We start from the raw sequence: 12,352 nt of genomic DNA on the forward strand, positions 1-12,352 counted from the left end.
GGCTTTGGGGAGCAGCAGCCCGGATGGCCACCATTTTTGACCTGCACGAGAGGGTTCTAAAGGACTACGCCAATTTCGTCCGCTCCTTTTTTCTCATTGCCGACCCACGGGCACAGGCGTTTGTAGACCAAGCTCTGGAAGAAGGGATCCACCTCTGGCCAGAGCCGCTTGTGCAGCTTAGCCCTGCCTACGTAGCCGGCCCAACCGTTGATGAGTTGGCTGAAACGGGGCGGATCACTGAAGAAACAGCCCGCATCTTCCGCTCTGAGGACGGCAGACCCTTTCGTCTCTACCGCCACCAAGAGGAGGCCATCGCCGAAGCCTTGGCCAAGGAAAGCTTTGTGGTAACCAGCGGCACCGGTTCCGGCAAAAGCCTCTGCTATTTCCTACCCATCATCGACAACTGGATCCGCCAGGGGGGATCCGTGGGCCAGGTGACGGCCCTAGTGGTCTATCCCATGAACGCGCTGGTGAACTCCCAGTACCAGGCTTTACAGGATCTCCGCCAGCGGTATGAGCGCCGCTACAGTCGCCCCTTTCCGCTGCGCTTTGCCAAATACACCGGCGAAACCGAGGAAAGCGAGCGGGAAAACCTGCGGCGGGATCCACCCCAGCTCCTGCTGACCAACTACGTGATGGCCGAGCTACTGTTGGTGCGCCCCGAAGATCAGCGCTTCCTCAGCCCCAACGGCCTGCGCTTTCTGGTCTTTGACGAGCTGCACACCTACCGAGGCCGGCAGGGGGCCGACGTGGCCATGCTGGTTCGCCGCCTCAAGGGACGCTGCGCCGCCAAGAACCTGGTGCACATTGGCACCAGCGCCACCATGATCTCCCGCCCCGAGGCCAGTGCCCTGGAGCGCCGCCAGACCGTGGCCGACTTCGCCAGCCGCTTCTTTGGCCATCCCTTCACACCGGAGCAGATTATCGAGGAGACCCTGGCCCCTTTGAGCGAAGGTGGCCCGCCTTCACCTGAAGAGCTCAAGCCCGCCCTCGATCCCCCCTGGCCCACCGACCTAGCTAGCCTGCGCCGCCACCCCTTGATGCGCTGGTTGGAGTACGAGCTGGGCCTAGAGTTAAGTCCCGACGGCAGCCTCAAGCGCCGCGTGCCCAGGGAGCTCTCCGAGGTGGCCGCCCAACTGGCCCAACTGACCGGCACCGCTAGCGAAAACTGTGCGGCAACGCTGCGCCAGTTCCTCGCCCACGCCAGCAGCCTCAAAGACGGCCACAGCCGAGGAGTGGCCTTCAAGCTGCACCAGTTTATCTCCCAAGGCCGCACCCTCTACGCCACCCTGGAGAGTCGGGAAAAGCGGCAATTTTCCCTAGAAGGGCAGATGCAGGCGGGGGAGGGCAAGCTCTTTTTCCCCGTCAAGTTCTGCCGCCAGTGTGGGCAGGACTACTACCACGTCCTCAAGTCCAGGGATCAGTTCCTGCCCTATCCCGTGGGAGAAGAGGTAGAGCAGGACGAAGACCAGCAAGCCGGTTACCTGAGCTTGGATCCTCTTGACAACGAGTGGTCGCTGGAGCAGATCCCCGAAGACTGGTACACCCCTGAGGGCAGACTCAGGCCCAACTGGGGAAAGCGCGTCCCCCAAGCGGTCTGGGTGCGCCCAGATGGATCCTTTTCCGAGTACCCCCAGGCGGAGGCGCAGAAGATGTGGTGGCAGCCCCACCCCTTTTCCCTGTGCCTGGCCTGCGGCGAGTACTACAGGGGCCGCGAGCGGGAGTTTGTCAAGCTGGCTTCCCTCTCTAGCGAGGGCCGCTCCAGCGCCACCACCATCCTTGCCACCTCCCTACTGCGCCATGCCGAGCAAACCCAGGCCGCTTGCAGCAAGCTGCTGACTTTTACCGACAACCGCCAGGACGCCTCCCTGCAGGCCGGCCACTTCAACGATTTTGTGCATGTGGCCCTTCTGCGGGCCTCGCTCTATGCTGCCCTCCTCAAGAAAAAAGAGCTGGGCTTTGACGAGGTGGCCCAGGAAGTGGTGCGGGCTTCTGGCCTGGAGCTTGCCGACATTGCCCAAAACCCGGCTTTGGATCCCGACTCGCCCAGTGCCGAGGAAGTGTGGCAGACCTTTAGCGAGCTAACCGAATACCGGCTCTATGAAGATCTGCGGCGCGGCTGGCGGGTTACCCACCCCAACTTGGAACAGGTGGGCCTGCTGAAAATCGAGTACCGCGGCCTCGGGGAGCTCTGCCAAAATTCAGCCCTGGCTTCCCTCCACCCCTGGTTTGCCCAAACTAGCCTTGAGGAGCAAGAGCAACTGCTGCGGGCTCTGTTGGATCAGTTTCGGCGCAAGTTGGCCATCGATGTGCCCGTGCTCAAGGCAGAGCCCCAGAGAAGGCTGCGCCGGCGCGCCCAGCAATATCTCAATGAGTTTTGGGGCCTGGAAGAGCATGAGGAGTTGCGGACGGCTAGCTGCTTTGGCCAGAACCCTTCCCGGGAAAACGGGCAAATGCTTAGCCTGGGCCCCCGCAGCGCCATTGGCCGCTTCCTCTGCAGGCGCCTTGATCTAACCCAGGAAGCCTACGACAGGTTTTTGGAGTCCCTGCTGTCTCTCCTGGTCAGACAGGGCCTGCTACGGCGCCACGTGGAAAATGACCAGGTAGCCTACCAGCTAGACGCCGGCTGTCTGCGTTGGTGTCTGGGGGATGGCTTGCCGCCGCCACCGGATCCTCTGTACTCCCGCCGCGCCCAGCAGGAGGGCTACACCTCTGTCCGCCGTCCCATCAACCCCTTCTTTCAGGAGCTCTACCGAGCCGGGGCAGCAGGGCTGGGATCCCTGGAGGCCAGAGAGCACACCGCCCAGGTGGTCCAGCCGGGGGAGCGGGAGCGGCGAGAGAGACGCTTCCGCAATGAGCCCGGGGATCGCCGCCTTCCCTACCTCATTTGCTCTCCCACCCTAGAGCTGGGGGTCGACATTGCCGATCTGGATCTGGTGCACCTGCGCAACGTTCCCCCAACGCCAGCCAACTACGCCCAGCGCAGCGGTCGAGCCGGTCGCCAGGGGCAGCCGGGGCTCATCCTCAGCTACTGCGGCGCCTTCAACAGCCACGACCAGTACTACTTTCGCCGCCGGGCCGAAATGGTGGCTGGACGGGTGCGACCTCCCCGCCTGGACCTGGCCAATGAGTCGCTGCTGCGGGCCCACATCCACGCCGTCTGGCTGGCCCAGGTGCGCCTGCCCTTGGGCAACTCCATCGAAACGGTCCTCAACTTGGATCGGCCAGAGTTGCCCCTGCGGGAAGAGGTGGTTGCCTCCATCCAGCTAGGGGAGGCAGCCCGCCAAGAGGTGGCAGAGCGGGTGGAGGCGCTCTTGGCTGCTGACCGGGAAGTGCTAGAGCGCAGCGGCTGGTTTAGCCGGCGCTGGATCCAGCAGGTTATTGAAGAAGCCCCCCGCGCCTTTGACCGCGCTTTTGACCGCTGGCGGGAGCTCTATCGGGCCGCCACGCAACAGTTGGAAGCCGCCAACCAGCAACTGCAGACGGCTCGCCGCCGGGAAGACCAGCAGGAAGCCAGGCGCCGCCAGCAGGAGGCTCTGCGCCAGCGGAACTTGCTGTTGCAAATCGATACCCAGCGGGAGGAAAGCGACTTCTACCCCTACCGCTACCTAGCCAGCGAAGGGTTCCTGCCCGGCTACAACTTCCCTGCCTTGCCCGTGCGGGCCTGGGTGCCCCGCGGCAGCGAAGGGGAGTTTATCGCCCGGCCCCGGTTTTTGGCCATTCGCGAGTTTGCCCCCCACAACTTCCTCTACCACGAGGGCTGCCAGTGGGAATCGGTGGCCTTTCAGGCTCCGCCCGGCGGCCTGGAGGAGCGCAAAAGCAGCCACAAGCTCTGCTTTAGCTGTGGGGCCTTTGGGGATCCCTCCTTGGATTGCTGCCCCGTCTGCGGTACCCGCTTCGATGGGCAAAATAGCCTTTTAACGCAGCTTCTGGAAATGCCTAATGTGCGCATGCGGCGCCGGGATCGCATTACTGCCGACGAAGAAGAGCGGCGGCGACAGGGATACGAGCTGCAGACTTTCTTTCAGTTTGCTCCCGAAAGTTCAGGCTACCGCGTCCAGGAAGCCGACGTGCTAAGGGGCGAAACTCCCCTGCTGCAGTTGCGCTATGCCCCAGCCGCCACGCTGCTGCGCATCAACTCCGGCTGGCGGGGCAGTGGGGGGCGAGGTTTCCTGGTCAACTTTGACAACGGCGAAGTCCCTTCTCGAGATCAGCTTGGAGGCAATAGGGCTAGCTCGTCTAGCCAGATGTCCTTGCAGCCCATCCGCCTGGCAGTGCGCGCTACCCAAAACCTCTTGCTGGTGCGGCTGGTTCAGCCCAGCCTGGGGAATCTGCAGGCCCTAGAAACGACCCTGCGCTATGCCCTCAAGCGGGGCATCGAGGAGACCTTTGAGCTGGAGGAGACGGAGCTAGCTGCCGAGTCTATTGGCCAGGGATCCCATCGCGCCATCCTCCTCTACGAGACCGCCGAAGGGGGAGCTGGCGTCCTGCGGCGGCTGGTGGAAGAGCCCCATGCCCTTGCCGAGGTGGCCCAAGTGGCTCTGGAGATCTGCCACTTCCAGCTTTCGGAAGAGGGGATCCAAGATCGGCAACCGGAGTGCCGGGCAGCCTGCTACGAGTGCCTGCTCAGCTATGCCAACCAAAGGGAGGCGTTGGAACTCGACCGGTACAGGATTCGGGATCTCTTGGGGGCGCTGGCCAACAGCCGCACCGAGCTGCGCTCCCTGGGCCGCTCCCGTCAAGAGCACCTGGAGTGGCTGCGCCAGCTCATCGATCCCCGCTCGGAACTGGAGCGCCGCTTTCTGGAGACCCTCGCAGCAGGGGGTTATCGCCTTCCCGACGACGCTCAGAAAGCCATTGCCGATCCCCGCTGTGTTGTCGACTTCTTCTATGATCCCAACGTCTGCATCTTCTGTGATGGCGCTGTGCACGACCAGCTTCCCCAAGTGGAGCAGGATCACCAGATTCGAGCTCAGCTCCTGGGGCGGGGCTACCGGGTAATTGTCCTGCGCTACGACCAGGATCTGCGGGAGCAACTGGCTCGCTACCCCGAGGTGTTTGGCCAAGGCAACTAGTCTTGCTGGTGGGAAAACAGGTAGGCTCCCACCAGGGCTAGGATGGCCGCTAGGCCCGCTAGCACCACAACCGTGTACCAGGGGAACTGGGAGAGGGGCTGGTAGGCCGCCGCCCGCATGCCAATGCTGGCGTAGGAAAGGGGCAGGCAGTAGACCAAAACCTGCAGGTAGGCGGGCAACTGACTGGGATCGAAAAAGGTGGCCCCTAGGAAGGACATGGGTGTAATTAAAAAGTTGGTGAGCACGCCCACGCTCTCCAGGCTGGGCACCTTCAAGCCAGCGATGACCCCAATGCCGGCAAAGACGGCGCAATCCAAAAGCAGCACCAACAGCGCCAGGGGGTGAAGCAGGCCCCAGGCCCCCGTACCTAGCACCCCCACCGCCAAGACGCCCAAAGCCGTCAGCAAACCCCGGGCAATGCCGGCCAACACCTTGCCCAGGTGCAGCGCCAGCGGATGCACAGGCAAAAGCAGCAACTCTTCAAAGCTTTTGGTAAATAGCCGCGCTCCACAGATGGAGAAGGTGGTGCCGGCAAAGCTAATGGTCATGGCGGAAAGCGCCACCATCCCCGGCAGAATAAAGCGCAGGTAAGAGCCCGCCGCCGTGGATCCCGCTACATCGGCCAGGGCTTCTGAGCGTAGGGATCCGCCCAGCCCCACCCCAAAGGCAACGATGTAGATAAGGGGGGCTACCAGCCCCGAGGCCACCACCTGCCAGACCCGCCCGCGCAGATCCAGCCAGTCGCGCCAGAAGATGGTTAAACTGTCTTCCCAGATTTGCCGATAGGGTAGGCTCAGGGCACGGCTGACCATAGGTTTTCCTTTCTATTTCTTGGTTTTCTGCCGCTACTGCCAACGGCTTGCTAATAGCCGTAGTAGTTGGAGCGGCGCGACCGCCACCAGGCCACCGGCAGCGCCAAGGCTTTGCCCAGCGTGGACACATAGGCGCGGGTGCGAAACACCTGGTAGTGGTTGCGCTCGATGGCGTTGAGAATCTGCCGGTAGAGCATCAACGAAGCCGCCACCGGCCAGCGGGAGTCCGGCTGCAGGGTGGGGATCCCCCGTTCCGCCTGGGCATAGAGCTCTCGAGCCCGCCGGATCTCGTAGTCCATGAGCGCCATCCAGCGCTCGTCGATAACATGGTTAAACAGATCCCGCTCCGAGTAGTTGAAGCGGCGCAGATCTTCAAGGGGAATGTAGATCCGACCCCGGCGGGCATCTTCCCCCACATCCCGCAAAATGTTGGTCAGTTGCATGGCAATCCCCAGGGCCACCGCCTCCTCGCGGCCATCCCGCCCTGGCACAAACCCCATGATCTCGGAGCACATCAGGCCCACTACCCCAGCCACGCGGTAGCAGTAGACCCGCAGCTCTTCCCAGGTGGCATAGCGCCGAATGTCCAGATCCATGCTCTGCCCCCGCAACATCTCGCGGAAGGGCTCAATGGAGAGGCGGTAGGTGCGGATGGTGTGGATAAGAGCCGGGTCAGTGGGCACTTGCGGCTCCCCCCCCTGGAACAGGGACTCCAGATGAGCTCCCCACTGCTCCAGCTTGCGGCGGGTGACTTCCACCTCTACTTGGCTGGCCTCTAGCCCATCCAACAGCTCGTCCGTTTGCCGCAGCCAAGCATAGATGGCCCAGATGGCCCGCCGTTTGGGTCGAGGCAGGAGTAGGGACCCCAAATAGAACGTCTTGGCGTGCTTAGCCGTGATCTGGCGGCAGAGGGCAAAGGACTGCTCAAGCGGACTCATTGGGCTCGTCTCCAGAGGCGCAGGGCCAGAGGGAGAAAGGAAGGCACATCTCAACACTACGGGAAGATAGGGCACTAGACCCCTGCCGGTGCCAAACGTGAGCAAGCAGCCGCTGGGGAGGGGATCCCTTTGTGGATAGCCTCAGCCGCCCACTTGCCGGAGAGGATGGCTCCCTCCATGCTGCCTAGGAAGGGCTGCAAGGTGTAGCTGCCGGCCAGGAAGAAGTTGGGAATGGGGGTAACTTGGGTGGGGCGGTACTGCTGCCGGCCTGGAGTAGCCTTGTAAACCGAGCGCGGGGTCTTCACCACCACCCATTTGCGCACCCGCGCCGGGTTGGGGCCGGTGAGATGCTGGGGAAAGAGTTTTTTCAGCTCCTCCAGGGTGGCGGCAAAGATCTCCTCGTCGCTGCGCTCGATCCATTCGGCAGCCGGGGCCAGCACCAGCTCCAGCATGGATCGGTGGGGATCGGCATAGGCGCGGCAGGTGTTGCTCATGTCGGCATACACGCTTAAAAGAGGCGAGCGGGAAAACAGGGAGTGGTCAATGTGAGTAATCTTGCGGTCAAACCAAATCTGCAGGCTGATCACCGGCACCCCTTCCAGCTCGCGCAGCTTTTGGAAAAAGGGGATCCCCCACCACTGAGCTGGCAGCAGCTCCTTGAGCGCATCCACCGAAAGGGCCGAGACGTAGGCATCGGCAGTTACCTGCAGGGGTCCGGAAGGAGTGACGACGCGAAAGCCGGCCACGCTGCCGTCAGGGTTGAGGTCAATCGCCTGCAGCGCCGCGTTCAAGTGCACCTGGCCGCCGCGGGCTACGATGTAGTCCACCATCGGCTGGCAGAGCCGCTCCGGCGGGGCACCGTCCAGGTAGGCAATCTTGGAGCCGTCTTTCTGGCGCAAAAAGCGGTTGAGGGCTGTCAGGGGCACCATGGCCGAGATCTCGTCCGGGTTGATAAACGCCAGCGCCTTGGAGACGGCGATGAAAATATCCGTGTTAACCCGCTCGTCAATGCCCTGCCGCCGCAGCCACTCCAGCAGAGTGTAGCGATCCATCTGCTCCACGTAGCGCTGGCCGCGCACCATGGCCGGCACCAACCCTAGGGCAAACTTTACCTTTTCGCTCCAGGTGAGCATGTCGTTGTTGCGCAGGATGGCCACAATGGCGTTGAAGGGGGCGGGAATGTCCGGCAGGTCAAAGCGGGAGTAGGTGCCCGGCTTGTCTGGCTGGTTGAAGATCAAGCTATGCTCCTTCCACTGCAGGCGATCCGAGATGCCCAGCTCCCGGAACAGTTGCAAGGTGTTGGGGTAGGCGCCGAAAAAGTTGTGCAGCCCCGTCTCGATCCAGTCGCCGTCGGCATCCTTCCAGGCGGCCACTAGCCCCCCCAGCACATCCCGCCGCTCAAAAAGCAGCGGCTGATGCCCAGCATCGCAGAGGTACTTGGCACAGGCCAGCCCTGCCAGCCCTCCCCCAGCAATGGCAACGCGCATGACGGTGACGCTCAAGCAACACTACCATTCTATTTGCAAACCGTTACAATTGCTGGCGGCTGCGAGAGCCCTGCTTTCCCGCCGGGATCCGATCCCTGGTAGGATACGGAAGAAAATCCAGGGGGAGCGACAAAGATGGCCAAGCAAACACTGGGATCTCTGTTGTCATCTGGCTTTGATCTCAAAGGCAAGCGCGTACTGGTGCGAGTGGATTTCAACGTCCCTCTGGATCCTCAGGGCAACATCACTGACGACACTCGCATCCGCGCCTCCCTGCCCACCATCCAGGCCCTGGCCCAGGCAGGGGCCAAGGTCATCCTCACGAGTCACCTAGGCCGCCCCATCAAAAAAGACAAAGAGACCGGCGCTGTTCACATTACCCGCGAGGGCAACAGCCTAGCTCCTGTAGCCGTCCGCCTTGCCCAGCTTTTGGGCCAGCCGGTGGCCTTTGCCCCCGACTGCATTGGCCCTGAGGCCGAAGCGGTGGTGAACAACCTGGAAAACGGCCAGGTGGCCCTCTTGGAAAACGTTCGCTTTTACCCCGAAGAGGAAGCCAACGACCCAGAATTTGCCCGCAAGCTGGCCTCGCTGGCCAATCTATTCGTCAACGATGCCTTTGGCAGCGCCCACCGCGCCCATGCCTCTACTGCTGGCGTCACCGCCTACCTCCAGCCTGCTGTAGCTGGTTATCTCCTGGAAAAGGAGCTGCAGTTTCTTTCCGGCGCCATCGAGAATCCGCAGCGGCCCCTGGCGGCCATCATCGGCGGCTCCAAGGTCTCTACTAAGATTGGCGTCATCGAGCGGCTCTTGGAAAAAGTGGATAAGCTCCTTCTGGGTGGCGGCATGATTTTCACCTTCTACCAGGCCCAAGGGATTAAAACTGGCAAGTCCTTGGTGGAAACTGACAAGCTGGATCTAGCCCGCTCGCTGATGGAGAAAGCCAAAGCCCGGGGCGTCGAGCTGCTGCTGCCGGTGGATGTGGTGGTAGCCGATAAGTTTGACCCTGAAGCCAACGCCCAAACGGTTTCCATCCACGCCATCCCCGAAGACTGGATGGGCTTGGACATTGGCCCGGAATCGGTCAAAGCCTTCCAGGCTGCCCTACAGGGGTGCAAGACCGTAGTCTGGAACGGGCCGATGGGCGTCTTTGAATTTGACCGCTTTGCCGCAGGTACAGAAGCCATTGCCCGCACCCTGGCCGACCTCACCCAGGCCGGGGCCATCACCATCATTGGCGGCGGCGACTCGGTGGCGGCTGTGGAAAAAGCGGGCCTAGCGGACAAGATGACCCACATTTCCACGGGTGGCGGCGCCAGCCTGGAACTGCTTGAGGGCAAGGAGCTGCCTGGCATTGCTGCCCTCAGCGAAGCGTAGGTTCTGCGCAGCCCCTTAAAGGCAAAAAAGTGGGGGCTGGGCCCAGCCCCCTTTTTTGAAGATCGCTGCAGCAATGAGGACAGAGGATCCGGCTTAGTGCACCACCACCTTAACGTTGGCGTTGTTCAAGCCGGGACGCTTCACCTCAGCCAAGGTCTTGTTGATGGCGTACTTCTGGTTGATGGAGTTGATCAACTCGGTTTGGTTGTACTTCTTGGCCACGCCCCACAGATCGGCAATCAGGTCGTAGGAACCATCAGGGTTCTTGGACCAGCCCAGATCGTAGTCGCCCTCCAACTGGGCCACGATGTCAGCGCGAACACGCTGGCCATTGTAGCCACGCACCTCGGCGTTCAGCTTAACGGTGTAGCCAAGATCGCGCAGGGAGTTGATCAGGATTTGGCCGTCGGTGATTTTGGTGCGCAGAGTGCTAAAATGGGACATGGTGTTTCTCTCCTCCTTTGTGTAGGGGTTGGAACGTCAACAGAAACAACGGGCAACTTCTAGCGAAGGGTTGAGGCCATCTCTACCTATGCGGCAGTGATGTGGGCCTCAACCTTTTACTAGAACTCCAGCCGTTGGTACTCGGCTACAGCAGCTGCTGCTGGCCGAGCCCGCTGCTGGGCCCATTCCCTCAACGCTACCACTTGCTCCGTCATGGTGCGGGATAGCGGTTGAGTTGCTTTCGTTGCTGCCAAAATGTCCAACTGGGTAAACTCACGGTTTTGGGCAAACGCTTCATACATGGCAGCAATCAAAACTTGTTCGATCTCCGCGCCGGAGAAGCCTTCGCAGGCAGCGGCTAGCTGGCGCAGGTCAAAGCGACTGATATCGCGCCGCCGCTTCTGCAGGTGGATCCGGAAGATTTCCATGCGCTCGTTGATGTTGGGCAGATCCACAAAGAAGATCTCGTCAAAACGGCCCTTGCGCAGGAACTCTCCAGGAAGGCGATCCACGCGGTTAGCAGTGGCAATTACGAAAACCGGCGCGCGCTTCTCCTGCATCCAAGTGAGGAAGGAACCGAAAATGCGGCTGGAGGTGCCCCCATCGGAGTCGCTAGAGCCTGCTGCTCCTGCAAAGGCTTTATCCAGCTCGTCGATGAAGAGGATGGCTGGCGCCAGCGATTCGGCGGTGCGCAGGGCGCTGCGGAGGTTGGCCTCTGATTTCCCCACCATGGAGCCATCGTAAACGCGGCCCATGTCTAGGCGCAGCAGGGGCAAGCCCCAGAGACGAGCGGTAGTCTTGGCAATCAGGGACTTGCCGCAGCCAGGCACCCCCAGGATCAGCAAGCCCTTGGGGGCAGGTAGCCCGTAGGCGCGGGCTCGCTCGGTAAAAGCCTCGGAACGCTGCAGCAACCAGCGCTTTAACTCCTCGAGGCCGCCAACCGCGTCGATGGACTCGTCCTCTTCGATGAACTCAAGGATGCCATTGCGGCGGATGATTTGCTTTTTCTCGGAAAGGATGATGTCCACCTCCGCCTCGCTGAGGCGGCCATGCATCACCACCGCCTTGCGGTAAACTTTTTCCGCCTCGTCCTGCGTCAGCCCTAGGGCCGCCTTGACCAACTTTTCTCGGGTTTCGGAGCTCAGGGATCCCCCGCGCGGAAGCTGCTCCAGCTGCCGGTTGAGGATGCGCTCTAGCGTGGCCATGTCGGGAAGGGGGAAGTCCACCACGCAGATATCCTTTTCCAGCTCAACTGGGATTACCTGCACCGGCGACATGAGGAGAAGCGTTTTGTGGGATCCCTTGAGGCTGGCGACAGCATCCCGCAGCCAGCGCTTGACCTCAGGGTTGTCCAGAAAGTCGTGCAGATCCTTGAAAACAAAGATGGCAGGATCTTTGTGCTCCATCACCCACTGGATAGCGGGCTGCGGAGACTGGGTGTTGTGCTGGGTTAGGCTGCGGGGGTTGCCGTATTCAACAATGCCGTGAGTAACTGTCCAGGTAAACAAGCGCCGCTGCGGCCTAAGAGTACGGGCAATCGCCGCCAGGGTTGCCTCCGCCCGCTCCTCCTCTGAGGTAACCAGGTAAAGCAGTGGGTATTGAGCTTGGATGAGGATGCTGAGCTCTTGCATGGAAAACACCAACTGCGCGGAGGGAAACGGGAAAAAGGCTGAGGCAAGTGGGCGCTAACTGGGAAGCGGCCTAGCAGGGCACCAGCGCGTCCTGGCGCTCTTCCCCTGAACCTGTGGCAGCCTCCCAATATCCTGGCTCCACCGCTTCCAGGATGGCTTCAGCGGCAGACTGTTGGCGGAGAGAGACCACCTCCCCGTTGCGAATGACAAACGGGTGACTGCACTCGGGACAGCGGTGAACTCGGTAGGTACTGCCCTGAACTCCCTCGATGATCTCTGGGTGGAGCAAGTAGAAGCTAAGCGCCTTTTCGGCCACCGCTGACATCGGCTCCCTCTCCACGGCAGCCCGGATCTTCAGCCTGCGGTGCAGTTCAGGCGAGAGATATAGCGTTACCTTTTGCTTGGCCTCTGGGCCTTCCCCAACCTCTGGCCGCTGACTCATGGCTAGCTGTTTTCTCGTTACGCGCCGGGCTTGCAAGCCATCATAGCCAGCCTGACGTCTTGACGGCAAAATCTTAACAATCTGTAACGATCTTCTTGGGGGCTTTCCTGGCTTGTGGAGATCCCCTGCTGGCAGAGTAGGCTGAGTAG

The 12,352-nt window shown here is 61.5% G+C and carries 8 protein-coding genes; 2 read left to right on the top strand and 6 right to left on the bottom strand.

Annotation, left to right across the window (positions count from 1 at the left end; all coding sequences use genetic code 11):
• Positions 1-23: 23 nt before the first annotated feature.
• A complete protein-coding gene (locus NW806_RS09230) occupies positions 24-5,075 on the top strand; it encodes a DEAD/DEAH box helicase (protein WP_414410884.1) in 5,052 nt (1,683 codons plus the stop codon).
• On the opposite strand, the gene NW806_RS09235 is transcribed toward NW806_RS09230, so the two are convergent.
• The 3 genes from NW806_RS09235 to pds form a co-directional block, all read right to left on the bottom strand.
• Positions 5,072-5,887, bottom strand: a complete 816-nt coding sequence (locus NW806_RS09235; RefSeq protein ID WP_414410885.1) for an ABC transporter permease — start codon at positions 5,885-5,887, stop codon at positions 5,072-5,074. The genes NW806_RS09230 and NW806_RS09235 overlap by 4 nt on opposite strands.
• 50 nt (positions 5,888-5,937) lie before the next feature.
• On the bottom strand, positions 5,938-6,825 hold the full coding sequence (locus NW806_RS09240) for a phytoene synthase (RefSeq protein ID WP_414410886.1): 888 nt from the start codon (positions 6,823-6,825) through the stop codon (positions 5,938-5,940).
• A 74-nt stretch (positions 6,826-6,899) separates the two neighbouring features.
• On the bottom strand, positions 6,900-8,312 hold the full coding sequence (gene pds, locus NW806_RS09245; RefSeq protein ID WP_414410914.1) for a 15-cis-phytoene desaturase: 1,413 nt from the start codon (positions 8,310-8,312) through the stop codon (positions 6,900-6,902).
• A gap of 135 nt (positions 8,313-8,447) precedes the next feature.
• On the opposite strand from pds, the gene NW806_RS09250 reads away from it, so the two are divergent.
• A complete protein-coding gene (locus NW806_RS09250) occupies positions 8,448-9,686 on the top strand; it encodes a phosphoglycerate kinase (protein ID WP_414410887.1) in 1,239 nt (412 codons plus the stop codon).
• A gap of 93 nt (positions 9,687-9,779) precedes the next feature.
• Here NW806_RS09250 and NW806_RS09255 read toward each other — a convergent pair whose 3' ends face one another.
• The 3 genes from NW806_RS09255 to NW806_RS09265 form a co-directional block, all read right to left on the bottom strand.
• A complete protein-coding gene (locus NW806_RS09255) occupies positions 9,780-10,130 on the bottom strand; it encodes a DUF1257 domain-containing protein (protein ID WP_414360780.1) in 351 nt (116 codons plus the stop codon).
• A 119-nt stretch (positions 10,131-10,249) separates the two neighbouring features.
• Positions 10,250-11,761: an AAA family ATPase gene (locus NW806_RS09260; RefSeq protein ID WP_414410888.1), complete on the bottom strand. Its 1,512-nt coding sequence runs from the start codon at positions 11,759-11,761 to the stop codon at positions 10,250-10,252.
• 70 nt (positions 11,762-11,831) lie between these two features.
• Positions 11,832-12,203 (bottom strand): hypothetical protein, encoded by a 372-nt coding sequence (locus NW806_RS09265; RefSeq protein ID WP_414393858.1) that lies wholly within the window; start codon positions 12,201-12,203, stop codon positions 11,832-11,834.
• Between the last annotated feature and the right edge of the window lie 149 nt (positions 12,204-12,352).

The sequence above is a fragment of the Synechococcus sp. W65.1 genome, from assembly GCF_047461615.1.
Lineage (GTDB): Bacteria > Cyanobacteriota > Cyanobacteriia > Thermostichales > Thermostichaceae > Thermostichus.

Coding starts and splice junctions, on each gene's coding strand:
- NW806_RS09230 (WP_414410884.1), top strand. CDS start 24: ATGGCCACCATTTTTGACCTGCACGAGAGGGTTCTAAAGGACTACGCC.
- NW806_RS09235 (WP_414410885.1), bottom strand. CDS start 5,887: ATGGTCAGCCGTGCCCTGAGCCTACCCTATCGGCAAATCTGGGAAGAC.
- NW806_RS09240 (WP_414410886.1), bottom strand. CDS start 6,825: ATGAGTCCGCTTGAGCAGTCCTTTGCCCTCTGCCGCCAGATCACGGCT.
- pds (WP_414410914.1), bottom strand. CDS start 8,312: ATGCGCGTTGCCATTGCTGGGGGAGGGCTGGCAGGGCTGGCCTGTGCC.
- NW806_RS09250 (WP_414410887.1), top strand. CDS start 8,448: ATGGCCAAGCAAACACTGGGATCTCTGTTGTCATCTGGCTTTGATCTC.
- NW806_RS09255 (WP_414360780.1), bottom strand. CDS start 10,130: ATGTCCCATTTTAGCACTCTGCGCACCAAAATCACCGACGGCCAAATC.
- NW806_RS09260 (WP_414410888.1), bottom strand. CDS start 11,761: ATGCAAGAGCTCAGCATCCTCATCCAAGCTCAATACCCACTGCTTTAC.
- NW806_RS09265 (WP_414393858.1), bottom strand. CDS start 12,203: ATGAGTCAGCGGCCAGAGGTTGGGGAAGGCCCAGAGGCCAAGCAAAAG.